This is a genomic window from Pseudomonas sp. UBA3149, assembly GCF_002364655.1.
Taxonomy (GTDB): domain Bacteria; phylum Pseudomonadota; class Gammaproteobacteria; order Pseudomonadales; family Pseudomonadaceae; genus Chryseomonas; species Chryseomonas luteola.
On record NZ_DEYV01000010.1, the window covers coordinates 111,794 to 130,017 of the forward strand.

Here is an 18,224-nt window from a genome sequence, read left to right on the forward strand (position 1 = left end):
GAGACTGAGACTGAGACTGAGGCTGAGACTGAGGCTGAGGCAGTGTCGGCTGATGATGTCGATCCGGTAGTCGAGTCCTCTGCGATCAGTACGGCCGAGCCCGTTGCACAGGCTCCTGCTATTCCAGTTGACGATGAGCTTGACAGCGAGATGGTGGCCATCTTCCTGGAAGAGGCGGTCGACCTGCTTGATAGCGCTGGGCAGGCACTTGAGCGTTGGTTCAAGGAGCCGACCAACCATAACAATCTCTGGATTCTGCAGCGCGACCTACATACCCTCAAGGGCGGGGCGCGGATGGCTGATATCGAGCCCATCAGTCTTTTGGCCCATGAACTTGAGACGTTATACGAGGGGCTTGTTGACGGTCGTTACCAACCAAGTGACGACTTGAAACCGCTGCTCCAGCGTTGTCATGACCGCTTGGCTCAGCAGCTTGACCAGTTGCAGAATCATCAAGCGCTTAGTCAGCCTGATGACCTGGTCGATGCGATTCAGGCCTATCGGCAGGGTATACAGCGGACGCAGCAGGTCGAGCAGGATGAAGACGCTGCGTATTCCGAGGACACGTCAACGTCAGAGGTTCAACCTTTCGAGCCTCTGGACGAGGCTGACGAGGAACTGATCGATATTTTCCTTGAGGAAGGTTTCGATATTCTTCAAAGCGCGGCAGGTTCTCTGCAACGTTGGCAGATGGATACGCATAACAGCTTTGAGCTGGAAGCCTTGCAGCGTGACCTGCATACGCTCAAGGGCGGTGCCCGTATGGCTGACATCACACCCGTCAGCGATTTGGCCCATGAGCTTGAATTCCTATACGAAGGATTGAGTGCAGGACGCCTCCGTTCAAGTGAGCACTTGTTTGGCCTTCTACATCAAAGCCACGATCTGTTGCTTGAGATGCTGGAAAGTGTCCGTAATCGCCAACCTGTACCGTCTGGCCAGCGTCTGGTGGAGGCCATTCATGCTTTCCGTACCAGCACGGATCAGCAGTTGGAGCAACCTGTCAGCATTACATTGCCGCCTGCTCAAGTAGAAGACTCCGATGAAGACGAAATTCTGGAGATCTTTATCGAGGAGGCTGAGGACTTGCTCACCAATATGGAGTTGGCGCTCCATCGTTGGGAGGAAGTCGAAGGCTCGAATGAGGCCGTTGATGATCTGCTGCGCTGCCTGCATACCTTGAAAGGTGGTGCTCGTCTCGCAGGCCAGTTCGCACTGGGTGACCAGGCCCACTTGCTTGAACAGGAGCTGGGGGACGCCAGCCCATTAAACGGGCCCGTTGCCTCGGACCGTATTGTTGAGTTGAAAGGCAAGGCCCGTGACGGCTTGGCTGATCTAGGGGCACGAATTGCGGACCTGCGTGAACATTTCACCGCAGCGCCCATGCCTGCATTGGCTGTAGCGATTGAACCTGAACCAGTGAGCGAGCCCGAGCAACCTCTGGAGGTGCTTGCCCCTGTCATGGCCGCCGCACCGCAAGAGTCCAATGATCAGGTTCAGGTGCTGCCTTTCGTACAACGGGCGCAGGAAGCGGTGCGCAAAGACAGTAACCGTCGAGCTCCTCAGGAATTGGTACGCGTTCCGGCTGATCTGCTTGAAAACCTGGTTAATCTGGCCGGTGAGACCTCCATTTTCCGAGGTCGTGTCGAGCAGCAGGTTAGTGATATCGGTGCCACGCTCAGTGAGATGGAGGCGACCATTGAGCGGGTCCGCGATCAGTTACGTCGCTTGGATACCGAAACGCAGGCCCAGATCCTCAGCCGTCACCAGGATGAGCATGAGCGTGCGGGCTATGAAGAGTTCGATCCATTGGAAATGGACCGATACTCGCAACTGCAACAGCTGTCCCGCTCCTTGTTCGAGTCGGCGTCTGACTTGCTCGATCTGAAAAACACACTGGCATCCCGTAACCGTGATGCGGAGACCCTGCTATTACAGCAGGCTCGCGTCAACACGGAACTTCAGGAGGGCCTGATGCGTACGCGCATGGTGCCTTTCGACCGTATGGTTCCACGCCTGCGCCGCGTTGTTCGGCAGGTGGCGGGTGAGCTGGGAAAGCAGGTTGAGTTTGAGGTAAACAACCCCGAAGGCGAAATGGATCGCAATGTGCTGGAGCGCATTGTCGCTCCGCTCGAGCACATGCTGCGTAACGCGGTAGACCATGGTATCGAAAACAGTGAAGCACGTAAGGAAACAGGCAAGCCCGAAACGGGCAATATCCACCTCTCCTTGAGTCGTGAGGGCGGTGATATTCTGCTGACGCTTTCTGACGATGGCCGTGGTATCGATTTGTCTGCGGTACGTCGCAAAGCCATAGAACGCGGCCTGATGGATGAGGGCAGTGAGCTTTCCGAGCAGGAAGTCATGCAGTTCATCCTGGAGTCGGGCTTCTCCACCGCTGCACAGGTGACTCAGATTTCCGGACGCGGCGTTGGTATGGACGTGGTCCACTCCGAGGTTAAACAATTGGGTGGAACCATGGGTATTCACTCGGTTGCAGGAGAGGGAACGACCTTTTCGATCCGTTTGCCCTTTACGGTGTCGGTCAACCGGGCACTGATGGTGCACTCTGGCGAGGACCTGTATGCAGTTCCGCTGAACACAATCGAAGGTATCGTTCGTGTGTCGGCGACGGAGCTGGAAGCTTACTATCAGGCCGGTGCTCGTTCCTTCGAGTATGCAGGCCAGACGTATGAGCTGAAATACTTGGGTGAGCTGCTGGAAAATGGGCAGCGGCCTAAACTGATCAACCAGCCGCTTCCCTTGCCGGTTATTTTGGTGCGCTCGAATGACCATGCCGTGGCTATACAGATCGACAGCCTGGCCGGTTCGCGAGAGATCGTAGTAAAGAGCCTAGGCCCACAGTTTACCGGCGTGCATGGTATCTCTGGCGCTACGATTCTAGGGGATGGTCGAGTAGTCGTGATTCTTGACCTGCTGGCCTTGATTCGCAGCCGCTATGCTCGTGCCGTTGGCGCGCCGGCCGACCTCTCTATTGCGATCGACTATGCCGTGGAGACCGAAGTTGAGCGGCCGACACTGGTTATGGTGGTTGACGACTCGGTTACGGTTCGCAAGGTGACTAGCCGTCTGCTTGAACGGAGCGGGATGGACGTGATTACCGCTAAGGATGGCGTGGATGCGATTGCTCTACTTCAGGAGCGCAAGCCCGATATCCTGTTGCTTGATATCGAGATGCCGCGGATGGATGGCTTCGAGGTGGCTTCACTCGTGCGTCACGATGAGCATCTCAAGGACCTGCCTATCATCATGATTACGTCACGCACAGGCGAAAAGCACCGTGATCGTGCTTTCACTATTGGCGTAAATCATTACCTAGGCAAGCCGTACCAGGAAAATGAGCTTCTCAATCACATCCAACAGTTGGTCAAGGTAAATGACTGAGAAAGCAATAGTTCGAGTTGCCATTCTGGCTGATACCTCGTTGCAACGGTATGTGTTGCAGCAGGTATTGGCTGGCAACGGCTATCAGGTGGTATTCAACAGCGATCCGACGCGCCTTGATGTGGAAGCCTTGCGAGCCTGTGAGACGGATCTTTGGCTAGTGGATCTGGCTGAGTCGGAAGATTCCAACGTACTGGAGGATCTGCTTGAACATACCTCTACGCCCGTCCTCTTTGGAGAAGGCCAGGCACCTGAGTTCAGCTCGGATCTTTTCCCGCGCTGGGAGCGCCGCCTTATTACCAAGCTGAAGCATTTGGTGGGTGATACGACCGAGGCAGTTGGTCCGAGCCTTCAGGCGCTTCTGGCTGATACCGAGCGTCCGGAGCGACTGAGTTTGCCAGCGTCTCTGGCCTCAACGCCCTTGCAGATGGGGGAGTCTGCCAAAGAGGTATGGCTGTTGGCCGCATCGCTGGGCGGACCTGATGCAGTAAAGGCTTTTCTTGACGCTTTGCCAGGCGGACTGCCGATTGGCTTTCTTTATGCGCAGCATATCGATGCCAATTTTGAGGCGACACTTCCAATGGCGGTAGGTCGCCACAGTCAATGGCATGTACAAATTGCGCAGCCGGGACTTGAGGTCAGGTGTGGTGAGGTCATAGTCGTTCCAACACAGAACGAGCTGAGCTTTCGTAATGATTCCAAGCTGGATGTCCTGAGCCGCAAATGGCCGGAGCCCTATACGCCTTCGGTCGACCAGATGATGCTCAATCTGGCTCAACATTTCGGTTCGCGTTGCGGCATGATCATTTTTAGTGGCATGGGTAATGACGGTAGCAGCTCGGCAGCCTATATGCGCCGAAGAGGTGCGGAGATATGGACTCAAAGCGCCGACAGTTGTAGTTGCGCCAGTATGCCAGAGACACTTCGGGAGGCAGGATTCTCTTCGTTCACGAGTGATCCGCGGGGGCTGGCCGAAGCGCTGGTCAACCGCCTAGCCAAGCAGCATGCTCATTGAAAGGAGTTCCTATGAGCCAAACACCAGCACTCACAAGCACACCTGAAAACCTGACAGGACTGCTGCTTTCCCTTACGGACCGCACGCTTTTGCTGCCTAACGTTGCTGTGGCTGAGTTGATACCGTATCGACCGGTTGCCAAGCTGGCCGATCAGCCTGACTGGTGTTTGGGGCAGGTAGCGTGGCGAGACCTTCGGCTCCCGCTGCTCAGCTTCGAAGCCGCCTCGGGAGCGCCGTTGCAGTTTGACCGTAACAGTACGTCAGCCCGGGTCGCGATCATCAATGCCTTGGGAGGGCGTGCTCATGTGCGTTTCCTGGCCATCCTCGTGCAAGGTATTCCGCGTTCCATGAGAGTTACACCTGACCTTGAGTCGGCTGATGTTCCTCTGGACCCTCTGGAGCTGGCAGCTGTGAAGCATCAGGGTAGTGTAGTGAAGATTCCCGATCTGATTGCGCTGGAAGAAAAGCTGGCTGAAATCGGAGTGATCTAATCAGAAAGCCCGGTTGAGACCAGGCTTTCTAACCTTCTAGAAGTCTCCCCAGAGCTGCTGTGCTACAGCCAGCGCCACAACCGGCGCTGTTTCAGTCCTGAGTACACGCGGTCCCAGACGTGCAGAAACAAAACCGGCCTTTTGGGACTCTGCCACCTCGTTATCAGTAAGACCACCTTCTGGGCCTATCAGAAAGGCGAGACTAGAGGGTGGCGTGTGGCTGGTAAGCGGCTCCGCAACGGGATGAAGTACAAGCTTCAAATCGGCCTCGACCTTTCCAAGCCACTCGGCTAGCGTGACGGGGGCATGGATGATAGGGAGGGTTGAACGTCCGCACTGCTCACAGGCGCTAATGGCGACCTGCTTCCAATGTAGAAGACGCTTGTCGGCTCGCTCATCTTTCAGGCGCACCTCGCAGCGCTCCGTCATGATAGGAGTGATTTCGGCGGCGCCCAGTTCTGTCGCTTTTTGTATAGCCCAATCCATTCTTTCCCCTCGGGAAAGACCTTGCCCTAAATGGACACGAAGCGTTGATTCCTCCATTCCGGAAAAGCGCTCCTGTATGTCCACGTGCGCCGATTTTTTCCCGGTCTCGGTTAGCACTCCCTTGTATTCATAGCCAGACCCATCGAATAGCTGTACGGCTGTACCCGAGGTAAGACGTAATACACGTCCCATATAATGAGCCTGTGCTTCAGGGAGGATCTGTTGCCCGAGCGAAAGGGGAAGGTCGACATAAAAGCGAGATAGGCGCATTGGCAGTCACAGGTTTAGAAAGCAGTCGCTGCCTATTATTACTGACCCATGAGCTGAAGGCACGGCTTGATTCAATTAGGTAAGTAGGATCTAGCCACTGAGCGCGAACAAGCTATGAGTAACACTGTTGCGCCTTGATCGTTTCGGATCAAGGCGCAAGCGACAGATCAAACCGACTGTTTTGCTGCCAATGGCAGCTGGGCGAAGCGGACGCCCGCCAGACCATGGGTGATCAGCGAACGGATGTTGGCGTGATCAGCACCTTCAGGAGTCGCAATAACGCTACGGTAATGCTCCCCAAAGGCCAACAGGGCTTCCTGTGTCTCGAAGCTCTCCAGCAGCGCAAGGCCTAGGGTTTTGCAGGAGCCTTCATTTTGGCCAACTGCGTTTTCTACCGAACCATTTACAAAGGCTTGAGGCGTGTAATCATAGTGATCTGCAATGAAAGCCAGGGTATCGGCAAACAGATGCTCATCACTACGAAGCCGAGCGCGAAAGGTCTCGAGGGGAGTCATGGCTTGGCACTCTCCTTGAAAGCAGCAGCCTGTTCAGGTGTGGCTTCCTTCTGGTAACGCGATTTCCACTCGGCATACGGCATTCCATAGACGGCTTCACGTGCATCGTCCATGCTCAGTTCCACGCCCTTTTCATCCGCCGCCGCCTTATACCATTTCGATAGGCAGTTCCGGCAAAAGCCTGACAGGTTCATCAGGTCGATGTTTTGTACGTCGGTACGCTTGCGCAAATGTTCTACTAATGTACGAAAGGCCGCAGCCTCCAGCTCAATGAGCTCTTGTTCGGTCATGGATCGATTCCTCCAAAAATGAATGCCTGGGACAATCAGGCATTCTTCGAATGACGCAGGTGGCGGCCACCATTGGCCGTAACCGTACTGCCTGTTGTATAGGTGGACTGCAACAGATAGGTCACAGCCTCGATGATCGGCGCGGCTCCAGGCTCATACGGAAGTAAAGCCTTTTTCAGCGTAGCCTCCTGATAATCAGCACTGCTGTCTTCTTTGAAAATGAGGAGACCGGGAGCAATGGTATTCACTCTGACAGTCGGTGCGAGCTTTTCAGCGAACGACAGGGTCATGTTACTCAACCCCGCCTTGGTCGCTGCATAGGCGATGTGATTCTTGCTGCCCCGGGAGGCACTGTCGTCACAAATGTGGATGATATCGGCGCGCATACTGGCAAGCAGGAGCGGCTCCAGAGCCAGGTTCAGGTGATACGGCGCTTCGAGATGCACCTGATACATGGTCTGGAAATGATGAAGCGAGTCGTCCAGCCAAAGCGATGCATTATGAATGATGCCGCGTAGGCTTTTGGCATAAGTGAGTACATAGTCGATAAACCGTTGCCTGTCTTCAACGGAGGTCAGGTCTACCTGAACAGGGTAAACATTTTCCAGCGTCACCAGCTCGCCAGGATCGTTGCGGTACGTGGCTACGATCTTATACCCCTGACTGCTCAATGTCTTGGTCAAGGCAAGGCCGACTCGTTTATTGGCGCCCGTGATAATCAGCGGGGCAGCAAACGTGTGATGCATGGGATGGGGCTCCGACAGACGAAAGGGCTGTCTGCTAGAGCTTCGATACTCTGCAGACAGCTTTCGATTATCGCAAACCCTTCACCATCGTGACATCATGAATGACGGGTCGTAGCAGGCCGGAGTGTTCTCCGGCGAGCCTGCGAGGCATCACTATTGAGCCAGCCGGAAAGCAGGCGAGTTACCCATGGGATAAAGAAGCACACCATGATAGGGGTCAGGATCAGGGTGCTGAGCAATATTCTGGGTATCAGTGGCAACCCAGCCAACCTGTCGCCTAACAAGGCATTGAATAGCAGCGATACAGGAAAGAACGCAAGCCAGACAGCAATGCTTTGCTTCCAGCGAGGGGGTGTGCGGCGGGCATCGCCAAACCAGGTATCAAGGCCCTGTGCACGCAGCTCCTGCGGCTGCTCGAAGAGATCCTTGCCCCGCTCAAGCCAGTGCTGACGCGTCGAGGAATGTTCCCACGCACCTAATGTCTGCTCATTAGAAAAACGAAACACGATCTGGACTTCATTATCGCCTGGCGGTGGGGAGAGGACGCCCGATCCAAGATAGCCTTCATAGCAGGTCGCCAAGCGCTCACCTTCGCGGAGCCATTCGAGAAAATTATCGTAACAGCCATCGGCGACACGGCGAGCCACCATCAGGGTGACGGGATGCATCATAGAACTCTCCACATGCAACTATCCGGATAGGACGGTCTGATTACACAGCGCCGGGTAGACACTGCGGTCGAGAACAGGAAGCGGCTCGTTTTGGAGTGCTTCGATCGCCTGAGTATCAGGCTGTGCAAGCATATACAAGGTTCATTCCATTTGCGTTAAATGCCGATGAGCGCTGGCTAGACCTAAGTAGTAGGCGTCATGTCAGTGCAAGAAGCGCTGTGTGTGAACCAAAAGGCAGCATGGTAAGGTTAGGCATACCAGTGATTAAGGAGGTGTCATGAAAGTCGCCATTTTATGTGGCTCTGTTTACGGCACGGCCGAGGAGGTCGCCAGGCACGCCAAGCAGATTCTGGAGGCAGGTGGGCATGAGGTCTGGCTCAATTTGCGTGGAGGATTGGACGATTTGCTGGCTTTCGATGCCGATGCGTTTCTTGCCGTGACATCGACAACCGGAATGGGAGAGCTGCCGGACAACGTACAGCCGCTTTACTATGCTCTGCGCGATACGCTTCCGGCTTGGCGTGGCAGGCCCGCAGCCGTGATCGGTTTGGGGGACGCCAGTTACGGCGATACTTACTGTGGTGGTGGCATGCAAATGCAGGAGCTGTTTGCCGAACTTGGACTGCAGGAAGTGCTGCCTATGTTAAAGCTCGATGCCAGTGAAACCGTTACTCCCGAAACAGACGCGGAGCCGTGGCTGGATCGTCTGATAACAGCCTTGATCCGCTGAGGGGAGCGGCAGCCTGCTAAGTCATCAGGCGCTAATAGCTTGATGACTATGTTGTCATGGCAGACTCTAATTCAAGATATTCAGACTCAAGTATCCAGTTTGCCGAATTGCTCCAGGCTGACTTCCTGCATGAGATCGAGCCAGGCTCTTGCCGCCCGGGAAAGGTATGCACCACGCCGCCAGATAAAGGAGGCGTCCCACCGGAGGTCAGGTTGGGTCAGAGGAATGCGTACGACATCGGGACGTATCAGCTTTTGGGCCACGATTCGGGGTAGGAGAACAACGCCTTGTCCTGCTGCTGCCAATGCTATTAGAAAGTCCGCCTGTCCACTTCTGCCACCTTCTTGGGGCGTAAAGCCCGCTTCGCGGCACGCCTGTAACAGTCGATCGTTCAAGGTATAGCTCTGCTGATATAGCAAGAAGGGCGTAGCGGCCAGCTCCGCTAATGCCAATCGGGACCTATTGGCCAATGGATGAATACATGACAACACGGCATCCAATGGCTCATTGCAAAAAGGTTGATAATCAAAAAAAGGATCATTAGGGGTAAGACAGCCACCAATCTCTATATCACCCTTGATGACCAACTCCTCCATGAGCTTGCTGCCACCTTCCACCAAGTGAACCGTAATTTGCGGATAGCGCTTACGGTAGAGGGAAAAGGGTGCTGCAAACAATGTTTCTGCACCCAGAATGGGCAGCCCAACGCGTAGTTGTCCTTGACCCAGGCGGGCCAGATCATCCAGCTCCGTCAGCATTTCGCGGTGTTGGCGCAATATGTGCTCAGCATATTTGAGCACAACATGTCCTGCATCGGTCAATTGTAGGGCGGGGCCTGTCCGATCTAGCAGACGCAACCCCAGACTTTGCTCCAGATGGGCAATCTGCTTGCTGACGGTCGATTGAGTCGCGTGAAGCACGCGTGTACTGGCAGTAAAACCGCCCTGGCGTACAACCTCGACAAACATGCGGAGTTGTTTGAATTCCATTTTGGAATGGCTCTGATTCTAATAATTCGCTTCTGGGATAGTAAGGCCGGGCGTATCCTTGAAGCCAGTTAAACGTAATGGATGTCTTATGGTTCCCCGTTACATGCGGACGCTGGTTGAGTTGGCTGTGTTGTTAGGTATCTGGTGGCTAGGCGGATGGCTTGGACAGTATTTCGGTTTGCCTATCCCGGCAGGTGTTCTAGGTCTGGCGATCCTTCTGCTGTCTCTTGCGCTGCGAGTGATAAAGCCAGAGTGGCTTGAAAGCGGTGCCCGTGTGCTGGTCGGTGAGATGCTGCTGTTTTTCATCCCAGCGCTGATGAGTCTGCTTGATTATGGGCCTCTCGTCCGGGAAGAGGGCATCCGTATTCTTATGGCGGTGTGCTTCAGCACGCTTCTGGTCATGATCAGCACCGCTTTGACGGTGGAATGGATGTTTCGTCGCAGGAGCCGCCAGGATGCTTGATTGGACTGGCATGTTCTGGCTGCTTCTGACGCTGGGTGGGTATATCCTGAGCCGGATGATTTACAAGCGCATCAAGTGGTATGTGCTGGCTCCTATTGTCTTTGTGCCGACTATTCTTTACCTGATTGCCATTCCGACAGGCACGAGCTATGCGCAGTATTCCCACTACACCGGTTGGCTGATCAGCCTGCTTGGGCCGGCTACCGTCGCGTTTGCCGTACCGATCTGGCAGCAGCGTCGACTTCTGGTCCGTTATTGGCGAGCACTTATGGCCGGCATTGTAGTAGGCAGCTTTGTGTCAATCTTCAGCTCTTGGGCATTGGCCCATTTGCTGGCTTTGGAAGCGCCTGTCACGTTATCCCTGCTGCCACGCTCGATTACGACACCGTTTGCCATGCCTATGTCCAAGGATCTGGGGGGCGTACCTGAACTGACCGCTGCTTTCGTATTGGTCACAGGTGTTTTTGGCGCTGTGGTAGGCAGTCTTCTTTTGCGCTTTCTTCCGTTGCGCTCTGCTCTGGCGCGAGGTGCGATGTTCGGTGTAGGTGCCCATGGTGCCGGTACAAGCCGCGCTTACGAGGTAGGCATTGAGGAGGGGACAGTGGCCGGACTGACGATGGTACTGACCGGCTTGTTGAATCTGTTGGGCGCCCAACTGCTGATCTGGGTGCTTTGATGGAGGGGGTGCATCCTTGCACCACGTTCATCCTTAAACCTTGAAATGAGATACCAAGGTATTCAGCTCAACAGCCAGGCGCGACAGCTCTTGGCTGGCTGCCGTGGTATCACGAGCACCTTCCGAGCTCTGGACTGACAGATCCCGAATATTGACCAGATTGTGGTCTACTTCGCGGGCTACCTGTGCCTGCTCTTCGGCTGCGCTGGCAATGACTAGGTTGCGCTCGTTAATCTCGCTGATGGCGCGGGTGATTTCTTCCAGCGCTTCGCCGGCACGACGAGCCACTTCCAGCGTAGAACCTGCTCGGGTCGTGCTGGACTCCATTGAGTTCACGGCCTGCTCAGTGCCATTCTGGATACTCATAATCATTTGCTCAATTTCACGAGTCGACTCTTGGGTACGATGCGCCAGAGCTCGTACCTCGTCGGCGACGACAGCGAAGCCGCGACCTGCTTCTCCCGCACGGGCCGCTTCAATAGCGGCGTTGAGTGCCAGCAGGTTGGTCTGGTCAGCCAGGCCACGAATCACATCAAGCACCTTGCCAATATCGCGTGATTGACTGGCAAGTTCACCGACCAGACATGCGGTCGTCTGAACCTCCGAGGTCATGTGCTCAATGGACGAAACGGTCTCCAGTACGCGACCCTGACCTTCCTGAGCCGCACTGGCAGAGTGCTTGGAGGCTTCGGACGTTGTCATGGCATTGCGAGCCACTTCTTCTACCGCCGAGCTCATTTCCGTTACGGCCGTTGCAGCCATCTGGATTTCGTCATTCTGGCGATTCAGGCCACGTGCACTCTCGTCAGTGATGCTGCTGAGCTCTTCGGAGGCGGCAGCCAACTGGCTCGAGGAGCCTGAGATGCGCTCTAACGTATGACGCAGTTTTTCCTGCATGGTACGCATGGCCGTCAAGAGACGAGCGGGCTCATCCTTGCCGGTAACCTGAATGTGCTTGGTCAGGTCACCGCTGGCAATTTCTTCAGCGGCACGCAGAGCCTGATCAACCGGCTGCACGATGCTACGCGTCAGCAGCCAAGCCAGGAGTACGGTCAGTAATGCGACGATGACCAACAAAGTAATAGCGGTGGCCACAGAGGTGGAATAGCTCTGGGCAGCGCTCTGATTCATTTCCTTTGTTGCGTCAGTATTGTACTGAATGAGCTTGGCCAGAATAGCGTTAATGGCATCAGAGTTTTTAAGTAATTCTTCGTTCAGAACGATCTTGAGTTCATCAAGCTGGTTAGCCGAAGAAAGCTCCAACATACGATTTTTCAACTGAAGGTAATCACTCCAGAGCTTTCGAAATTCGCTGTATAAAGCACGTGTAGTATCTGATGAAATTAACCTTTCATAGTTGGCGCTAGCTGTTTCGACCTGACTAGTGCGCTGATCAAACAGTGCCAACGTCTTTTGTAGATTCTCTGGCTCACGGTTGATAAGCAAACGGTATGAAAGGACGCGTAGGCGCAGAGTTAATGATGTAATGTCATCAAGGCTCGTTACGCTAGGAAGTACGTTCTGCTCAAAAGTAACACTGTTCTGGCGTATATCACGCATCTGATAGAGCGAGAAAACGCCCAGGAACAAAGTGAGTACAGCTATGAACGCGAACCCCAGAAAAGCACGAGGTGCGATATTCAAGTTACGAAGGGTCATTGCTTAGGTCCTGCTAAGTACAGCGTAAAGGAGGTTGCTTGGCTATCGGCTGTGCTTGACAGGACTTGATACCCGCTTGGCTGGAGACAGAAGGTTCTGACTGTTAAGGCATGTTTCCACATCTATCAATGAAGACGGCGGCGACTATCACTCAGTGCGGCCAGGCGACGGCTCAGGTGCAGTTGCTCGGCTGGGTCATCGCTTAACAATAGGGCATGCTCAAGGTCATAACGCTGGGCCTGAGGGCAGTCCAGCCGGCTATACAGTTCTGCACGAGCCAGATGATCCGAGACGCTGGGCGGCCCTACTTCCAATACCCGCTGCGCATCTTTCAGGGCTGCCAATAGTTGGTTATCAAATTCATGCAACTGACGAAGATTTCGAGACAGTCTCTGGAGCAGTTCGCGAGGCTGAGCAGTGCGTAGGTGCTGCGCTTGCAGCTGGGCATGTGGACCAAACTGATAGGCGAGCAGTCCGCGGCAATCCTTGGAATAAAGTCGTCTTCCACTGGTAGGGTCAAGCAGGTGATCCGCCTCAGGGACATGTAGCAGGAAATGGCCTGGAAAGTTGACGCCGACCAGAGGAATGTCCAGTCTGCGGGCCAGCTCCATCGCGATCAGTGATAAGGAAAGTGGCTGTCCCCTTCGACGAGCCAGCACCTTGTGCAGCAACGCTGCCTGAGGCTTCAGCGGCCAGTCATCGGCGTGAAAACCCAGCTCGATCATCCGGCGTACGAGCTGCTGCGCGCGCTCGGCGGACGAGCCTTGATGATCAATAGCTGCCTCGACAGAAGGAATGAGATCCGTCAGAAGATGCTGAGCCATTTCAGGCTGAAAGGTCAGGTCATGTTCGGCGGCTATCCAGAGTGCTGCCTCAAATATAGCAGGTGGCTCACGGTTGAGCGCATCCAGGCAGGCTTGGCGCGGTAACTCCATCGCAATCTCCCAAACCCCATGCCACAGCAGGGTAAGCGCAGACAAACACCATCCAGATCATAAGAGATATGGACTTTATTATGTTTGACAAGTTTAGACCGCTTCTCGAGTGATGCACCGCTCTGCTCAGGCAAGCAGAACGGCCAAGGAGGAAAGTCTATTTACCCAATGGGGTGAAAAGCGCTTCGATATCCGCTTCCGACATTCGCCAGTCGGCTGTGTTCTCCTCAAGAATCCCTGCGGCAATGCGAGATTTCTCATGCTGCAATTGCTGGATTTTCTCTTCCAGGGTGCCTCTTGCAATGAGCTTGTACACAAAAACCGGCTTATCTTGCCCTATGCGATAGGCACGGTCTGTGGCCTGGCTCTCCGCCGCAGGGTTCCACCAGGGGTCGAAGTGAATCACCGTATCGGCCGCAGTCAGGTTGAGTCCCGTACCGCCTGCTTTAAGGCTCAACAGGAAAACCGGGGCCTCACCGGACTGAAACTGTTCGACAGGCGTACGGCGATCCTGGGTTTCACCGGTAAGGGTGACATAGTCGATCCGTCTTTCATCCAGCGCCTGCTGGATCAGCGCCAGCATGGAAGTGAACTGCGAGAACAGCAGGACACGACTGCCATTGGCCAATAGGCCTTCGAGCAGTTCCAGCAAGCCGAGTAGCTTTCCAGACGACTTGGCGGATGTTTCGTTGCCGTTGACTAGTCGGATATCGCAGCAGACCTGGCGGAGTTTCAGCAGTGCATCAAGAACGATAATTTGGCTTCTGGCCAAGCCTTTCTTGGAGATTTCGCTACGGACCTTCTCATCAAGTGCAACACGTACCGTTTCATAAAGATCGCGCTGTGGCTGAGTCAGCTCGACCAACTGGACAATTTCTGTCTTGGGTGGCAGCTCGCTGGCTACTCGCTGTTTGGTACGACGCAGAATGAAAGGCTTTACTCGTCCCTTTAATTGGGCGAGGCGTTGGGTATCGCCATTTTTCTCGATCGGTGTTCGGTAGTCGCGCTTGAAGTCTTTTATATCGCCTAACCAGCCTGGCATCAGGAAGTGGAACTGAGACCAAAGCTCACCCAGATGATTTTCCAGCGGGGTGCCCGTCAGGCATAGACGGTGTCGCGTATTGAGTCCCCGCGCCGCTTGCGCCGCTTTGGTTGCCGCATTCTTAATGGATTGTGCTTCATCCAATACCAGAAGATGAAAGGAGAAGCTGGCCAACTGCTCGGCATCGCGCGGTAGCAGGGCGTAGGTAGTCAGGATGATATCGTGCTCAGGTATCCGCTCGAACAGGTTACGCCGTTGAGTACCGTGGAGGGCCAGTACTTTCAGCTCAGGTGTGAACTTGGCTGCTTCGTCCTGCCAGTTAGGTATCAGGCTGGTAGGCATGACGATCATGGCAGGGCTGGTCAACCGGCCAGCCGTTTTCTCTACCAGGATATGAGCCAGGGTTTGCAAGGTCTTACCAAGACCCATGTCATCGGCCAGGATCCCGCCCACATCCAGCTCGCGAAGTGCCTGCAACCAAGCCAGGCCATCGCGCTGATACGGTCTTAACTCGGCACGCAGGCTTTCCGGGACGTGCAGGGGCGAAGCTGAGTAATGGCGTAGTCGATGGGCGAAGTTTCTGAGCTGCTCACCACCCTGCCATGTCAGTGGAATATTTTCTTCAAGTTCAGCCAGCCGTGCGGCGTCCAGATGAGACAGGCGTATCTGCTTGGTATTAGCAGGTAACGAATGCCCATGCAGTTCCATGAGTGCGGCAAGCAAGGGCTTTAGTCTACCTAGAGACAGGGCGATACGTGCGGGGCGTCCTTGCTTGCGCGCAGCAGGGCTTTCCACGCGGAGCAGCAGGCGCTCATCGTCAGAGCGTCTGGCCAGTGCTCCCGGTTCGAATAATTGAGGATCCCGCCGGATAAGATCGATTAGGATAGGCAGCAGACTGACGCGCCGCCCTTGTACGACGATGCCGAGCTCCAGATCAAACCATTCATGATCAGGCGCCTCCTCAATTTCGCCGTACCAATTCTCCACCTCGGTCAGCTCAAAGGCGAATTCTGGACGCATATCTATCTGCCAGCCCGCTTCACGCAGCTGCGGAAGTGTGACTTCGATAAAGCGCAGCCAACTGGAGTCATCAGGCATTTCAAACATCTCGCCCGCATCTTCGGGCAAGGCTGCGCTTCGCCGTGTCGCTACTCGGAGGCCTGCGTCCTGTAAGACTTGTCGTAGGCGCTGCTCGGCTTCACTGTGGCGTGTTGGCAGCGTTGCCGCGCTACTACGACCCGGTACAGGCTTGCCGAACACTTTTTTACCGTCGTAAAGAAACGCCAGGGCAGCCCTGTGGCGGGTGACGGGGCGCATGCGTGCGGTTTGCCGATCATAGTCAACCTGTGTGTGGCTACCCAATACCAACAATGGCTTGGGCGGCTTGACCAGATTGATGGCTGTCTCGGCCGCTTCGCGGCGCGGAGGAGGGCTGCCGGCCCGCTGAAGGCGCTCCAGCTCGAACAGCACGGCAGCAGTATGCTTGCAGTTTCTGCCAGCCCCACATGTGCACCGGCCATCAACAAACCAACCTCTTGGACCAGGCTTGAGCGTGATGGATTGGCGGTAATCCAATCCCGAAGGACTGCTGCATATGGCATAGACCAGCCCATCGGCGGCTGACCGGACCGTGGCGTAACCTTCTTGAGCATAGCGCCGGCCACGCTCATAGTTGCGCTCAGTAAAGGAGCCTTTCCAGTCTTGCCAGTGCAGATGGTCGAAACGTAGACGCATATGAAGCCTGTAACACGAAGCACAAACGGGTAATTGTGCCACAGACCGAAAGCGTCCCCGTACTGAAGTCGCTCAGGTTGCTCAAATAGATATCACTTAATTACGACAGCATGGCTTATCTAAAGAGTCTGCTGTTAAGCGCTGGTTTCAGATTGGCTTGATTTAACCCTTCCATACTTCAGGATTAACCAAGTCCTGTGGCCGATTACCGCTTAAGGCGGCTGTCAGATTGGAGACAGCGCGCTCTGCCATGGCATACCGTGTCTCGTGAGTCGCTGAACCAATATGCGGTAAGGTGACGACATTCTTCAGCGAAAACAGGGGCGATGATGAAAGTGGTTCCTGCTCAAAAACATCCAGGCCTGCGCCGCGAATGTGCTGGTTGGAAAGCGCCTCGATTAGAGCCGCTTCATCAACCACTGGCCCGCGTGCAATATTGATCAGAATACCGCTGGGCTTCATGAGCCTTAGTTCACGTGCGCCGATCATCTGGCGAGTGGAGTCTGTCAGAGGGACTACCAGGCAAATAAAATCGGATTCCTGAAGCAGAGCTTCAAGGTCTCGATACTCTGCCTTGAATTCTTTCTCCAGCTCGGGCTTGCGGCTGCCTGCATGATAAAGAATCCGCATGTCGAAGCCGAAGTGGCCGCGCTTTGCAATGGCTGCACCTATGCGACCCATACCTACGATTCCCAGCGTCTTTCCATAAACGTCTGTACCGAAATGTTCTTCCGTTATGCCTTTTGTCCATTGCCCTGCTTTGGTGTAGGCATCCAGCTCAGGCAGGCGGCGAGCGGTACTCATCAGCAGAGCAAATCCAAGGTCTGCTGTGGTCTGGGTCAGTACATCGGGGGTGTTGGTCAGTAGAATGCCCTGCTCGGACAGGTAGGGCACGTCATAGCTGTCATATCCAACCGAAACGCTGGAAATCACTTCCAGGTTTTCTGCATGTTGCAACTCATGGCGGCCTAGTGTCTTGCTGGCACCAATCAGGCCGTGTGCGTGAAGGAGGGCATGCTGGAACTGCTCATCGACATTGCCCTGAGTATCAATGACGGTAACGTTAAAGGCTTCGCTCAACTGTTGAACCAGTGGAGCGGGAAGACGATTATAGATAACGACATTCTTTCTCACGGGCAACGGATCTCCGTTAGGGTTTAGTCTCTTTAGACTAGACCAGCAGCGACATATTGAGGGCGTATCGAATAATCCATCAGGAAGCGCTCAAGTTGCTCTTGCTCCGGTTGCTCATTGAACTCTGCACCCAATGCCTCGCGGTGGATTCCAGTTGACGCCAGCCATAAGCAATCAATGTTGGCCGAAACTGCACCCGGTACGTCGGTGACCAGTGAGTCACCCACAAACAGCAGCTTGGTGGCGCCTAAAGTTGCCAGTTCTCGTTGAGCACAAAGAAACGCATAGGGATCAGGCTTTCCGTACCAGCGCACACTTCCGCCCAGCGAAGCGAAGTAGTCGGCCAGCTTACCGGCGGCGTAGTAGGGTAGGCCGCCAGAGACTACTGTGCGATCAGGGTTGGCGCAGAGAAACGGTAAATGTGTGAAGTCCTTGAGCGGGGCCTGACGAAGCGCCAGCTCATCCTGAGGGAAGCTCCCTACGCCTAGGATGAGGGATGCCTGTTGGATGTCGATTACGAATCGGCTGCGTATGTGCTCGGGCCAGCCAGTCTGACCTTCGCCAGGTCCGGTCAGATAGATACCCCCCTGTGCCAGTGCTGGTTCCTGGCTAATGGCGTCGATGGCCAGCTGCCCTGAGGTCGTTATACCGGCAAATTGCTCTCGAGCGATACCCAGTTCAACCAGGTGATCCGTCATGGAAGCGGCATCACGGGATGCGTTGCTCAGGAACCAGACAGGTTTGCCTTCGGTTGCACGCCGTGCCAGCCAGTTCTGCGCACCGGGAAAGGCGTCGTAGCCGTCAATCAGTACCCCCCATAGGTCGAGAATAAATCCATCGTACTGATCGCATACAGCATCCAGATCAGAATGGGAAACAAGGTGAGGAAGGGGCGTGGATGGCGTCATGGAAAATAACGTCCTGATAAGGTTGCAAGAGCTGAAAGGATCCAGGGTACCTGCTTTAGCGATTG

At 54.9% G+C, this 18,224-nt stretch carries 17 protein-coding genes and 1 pseudogene; 6 read left to right on the forward strand and 12 right to left on the reverse strand.

Annotated features, from left to right (window positions below; all coding sequences use genetic code 11):
- The 3 genes from B3729_RS06445 to B3729_RS06455 form a co-directional block, all read left to right on the forward strand.
- Window positions 1–3,405: Hpt domain-containing protein (locus B3729_RS06445; RefSeq protein WP_286787427.1), on the forward strand; the 3,405-nt coding region annotated here is incomplete at its 5' end.
- Complete coding sequence (locus tag B3729_RS06450; protein WP_019364357.1) at window positions 3,398–4,420, forward strand: chemotaxis protein CheB; 1,023 nt, start codon at window positions 3,398–3,400, stop codon at window positions 4,418–4,420. The genes B3729_RS06445 and B3729_RS06450, both read left to right, overlap by 8 nt.
- An 11-nt stretch (window positions 4,421–4,431) precedes the next feature.
- Window positions 4,432–4,911: a chemotaxis protein CheW gene (locus tag B3729_RS06455; RefSeq protein ID WP_010795382.1), complete on the forward strand. Its 480-nt coding sequence runs from the start codon at window positions 4,432–4,434 to the stop codon at window positions 4,909–4,911.
- A gap of 36 nt (window positions 4,912–4,947) precedes the next feature.
- Here B3729_RS06455 and B3729_RS06460 read toward each other — a convergent pair whose 3' ends face one another.
- From B3729_RS06460 to B3729_RS06480, 5 genes are all read right to left on the reverse strand, one after another.
- Window positions 4,948–5,667 carry a 16S rRNA (uracil(1498)-N(3))-methyltransferase gene (locus B3729_RS06460; RefSeq protein WP_286787428.1) on the reverse strand — a complete coding sequence of 240 codons (720 nt, stop codon included), beginning with the start codon at window positions 5,665–5,667 and terminating at the stop codon, window positions 4,948–4,950.
- Window positions 5,668–5,834: 167 nt separating this feature from the next.
- Complete coding sequence (locus tag B3729_RS06465) at window positions 5,835–6,182, reverse strand: HopJ type III effector protein (protein ID WP_286787429.1); 348 nt, start codon at window positions 6,180–6,182, stop codon at window positions 5,835–5,837.
- Entirely contained in the window at window positions 6,179–6,472 is a 294-nt protein-coding gene (locus B3729_RS06470) for a DUF1244 domain-containing protein (protein WP_286787430.1), read from the reverse strand. Before B3729_RS06470 ends, B3729_RS06465 begins: the two co-directional genes overlap by 4 nt.
- Before the next feature lie 35 nt (window positions 6,473–6,507).
- Complete coding sequence (folM, locus tag B3729_RS06475; protein WP_286787431.1) at window positions 6,508–7,218, reverse strand: dihydromonapterin reductase; 711 nt, start codon at window positions 7,216–7,218, stop codon at window positions 6,508–6,510.
- A gap of 95 nt (window positions 7,219–7,313) precedes the next feature.
- Window positions 7,314–7,886 carry an antibiotic biosynthesis monooxygenase gene (locus B3729_RS06480; protein ID WP_286787693.1) on the reverse strand — a complete coding sequence of 191 codons (573 nt, stop codon included), beginning with the start codon at window positions 7,884–7,886 and terminating at the stop codon, window positions 7,314–7,316.
- A 280-nt stretch (window positions 7,887–8,166) separates the two neighbouring features.
- Here B3729_RS06480 and B3729_RS06485 point away from each other — a divergent pair, with 280 nt between their 5' ends.
- Window positions 8,167–8,619: a flavodoxin gene (locus B3729_RS06485; protein WP_286787432.1), complete on the forward strand. Its 453-nt coding sequence runs from the start codon at window positions 8,167–8,169 to the stop codon at window positions 8,617–8,619.
- 86 nt (window positions 8,620–8,705) lie between these two features.
- Here B3729_RS06485 and B3729_RS06490 read toward each other — a convergent pair whose 3' ends face one another.
- Window positions 8,706–9,608: a LysR family transcriptional regulator gene (locus B3729_RS06490; RefSeq protein ID WP_286787433.1), complete on the reverse strand. Its 903-nt coding sequence runs from the start codon at window positions 9,606–9,608 to the stop codon at window positions 8,706–8,708.
- Window positions 9,609–9,696: 88 nt separating this feature from the next.
- Here B3729_RS06490 and B3729_RS06495 point away from each other — a divergent pair, with 88 nt between their 5' ends.
- Window positions 9,697–10,071, forward strand: coding sequence for a CidA/LrgA family protein (locus tag B3729_RS06495; protein WP_010795374.1), 375 nt, complete (start codon window positions 9,697–9,699; stop codon window positions 10,069–10,071).
- Window positions 10,064–10,747: an LrgB family protein gene (locus B3729_RS06500; protein ID WP_286787434.1), complete on the forward strand. Its 684-nt coding sequence runs from the start codon at window positions 10,064–10,066 to the stop codon at window positions 10,745–10,747. Before B3729_RS06495 ends, B3729_RS06500 begins: the two co-directional genes overlap by 8 nt.
- Window positions 10,748–10,780: 33 nt before the next feature.
- On the opposite strand, the gene B3729_RS24750 is transcribed toward B3729_RS06500, so the two are convergent.
- From B3729_RS24750 to B3729_RS06525, 6 genes and pseudogenes are all read right to left on the reverse strand, one after another.
- A complete protein-coding gene (locus B3729_RS24750; RefSeq protein WP_409438617.1) occupies window positions 10,781–11,653 on the reverse strand; it encodes a methyl-accepting chemotaxis protein in 873 nt (290 codons plus the stop codon).
- A pseudogene (locus B3729_RS24755) lies at window positions 11,639–12,406 on the reverse strand (MCP four helix bundle domain-containing protein); the annotation flags it as partial. The gene B3729_RS24750 and the pseudogene B3729_RS24755, both read right to left, overlap by 15 nt.
- Before the next feature lie 125 nt (window positions 12,407–12,531).
- Window positions 12,532–13,341: a SirB1 family protein gene (locus B3729_RS06510; RefSeq protein ID WP_286787694.1), complete on the reverse strand. Its 810-nt coding sequence runs from the start codon at window positions 13,339–13,341 to the stop codon at window positions 12,532–12,534.
- A 157-nt stretch (window positions 13,342–13,498) separates the two neighbouring features.
- Window positions 13,499–16,117: a DEAD/DEAH box helicase gene (locus B3729_RS06515; RefSeq protein ID WP_286787436.1), complete on the reverse strand. Its 2,619-nt coding sequence runs from the start codon at window positions 16,115–16,117 to the stop codon at window positions 13,499–13,501.
- Window positions 16,118–16,279: 162 nt separating this feature from the next.
- On the reverse strand, window positions 16,280–17,251 hold the full coding sequence (locus tag B3729_RS06520; protein ID WP_286787437.1) for a 2-hydroxyacid dehydrogenase: 972 nt from the start codon (window positions 17,249–17,251) through the stop codon (window positions 16,280–16,282).
- A 32-nt stretch (window positions 17,252–17,283) separates the two neighbouring features.
- Window positions 17,284–18,159 (reverse strand): TIGR01459 family HAD-type hydrolase, encoded by an 876-nt coding sequence (locus B3729_RS06525; RefSeq protein ID WP_286787438.1) that lies wholly within the window; start codon window positions 18,157–18,159, stop codon window positions 17,284–17,286.
- Between the last annotated feature and the right edge of the window lie 65 nt (window positions 18,160–18,224).

Excerpts from the sequence above, each read along its gene's own strand:
- B3729_RS06450 (WP_019364357.1), top strand. The coding sequence starts at position 3,398 with ATGACTGAGAAAGCAATAGTTCGAGTTGCCATTCTGGCTGATACCTCG.
- B3729_RS06455 (WP_010795382.1), top strand. The coding sequence starts at position 4,432 with ATGAGCCAAACACCAGCACTCACAAGCACACCTGAAAACCTGACAGGA.
- B3729_RS06460 (WP_286787428.1), bottom strand. The coding sequence starts at position 5,667 with ATGCGCCTATCTCGCTTTTATGTCGACCTTCCCCTTTCGCTCGGGCAA.
- B3729_RS06465 (WP_286787429.1), bottom strand. The coding sequence starts at position 6,182 with ATGACTCCCCTCGAGACCTTTCGCGCTCGGCTTCGTAGTGATGAGCAT.
- B3729_RS06470 (WP_286787430.1), bottom strand. The coding sequence starts at position 6,472 with ATGACCGAACAAGAGCTCATTGAGCTGGAGGCTGCGGCCTTTCGTACA.
- folM (WP_286787431.1), bottom strand. The coding sequence starts at position 7,218 with ATGCATCACACGTTTGCTGCCCCGCTGATTATCACGGGCGCCAATAAA.
- B3729_RS06480 (WP_286787693.1), bottom strand. The coding sequence starts at position 7,886 with ATGCATCCCGTCACCCTGATGGTGGCTCGCCGTGTCGCCGATGGCTGT.
- B3729_RS06485 (WP_286787432.1), top strand. The coding sequence starts at position 8,167 with ATGAAAGTCGCCATTTTATGTGGCTCTGTTTACGGCACGGCCGAGGAG.
- B3729_RS06490 (WP_286787433.1), bottom strand. The coding sequence starts at position 9,608 with ATGGAATTCAAACAACTCCGCATGTTTGTCGAGGTTGTACGCCAGGGC.
- B3729_RS06495 (WP_010795374.1), top strand. The coding sequence starts at position 9,697 with ATGGTTCCCCGTTACATGCGGACGCTGGTTGAGTTGGCTGTGTTGTTA.
- B3729_RS06500 (WP_286787434.1), top strand. The coding sequence starts at position 10,064 with ATGCTTGATTGGACTGGCATGTTCTGGCTGCTTCTGACGCTGGGTGGG.
- B3729_RS24750 (WP_409438617.1), bottom strand. The coding sequence starts at position 11,653 with ATGCGTACCATGCAGGAAAAACTGCGTCATACGTTAGAGCGCATCTCA.
- B3729_RS06510 (WP_286787694.1), bottom strand. The coding sequence starts at position 13,341 with ATGGAGTTACCGCGCCAAGCCTGCCTGGATGCGCTCAACCGTGAGCCA.
- B3729_RS06515 (WP_286787436.1), bottom strand. The coding sequence starts at position 16,117 with ATGCGTCTACGTTTCGACCATCTGCACTGGCAAGACTGGAAAGGCTCC.
- B3729_RS06525 (WP_286787438.1), bottom strand. The coding sequence starts at position 18,159 with ATGACGCCATCCACGCCCCTTCCTCACCTTGTTTCCCATTCTGATCTG.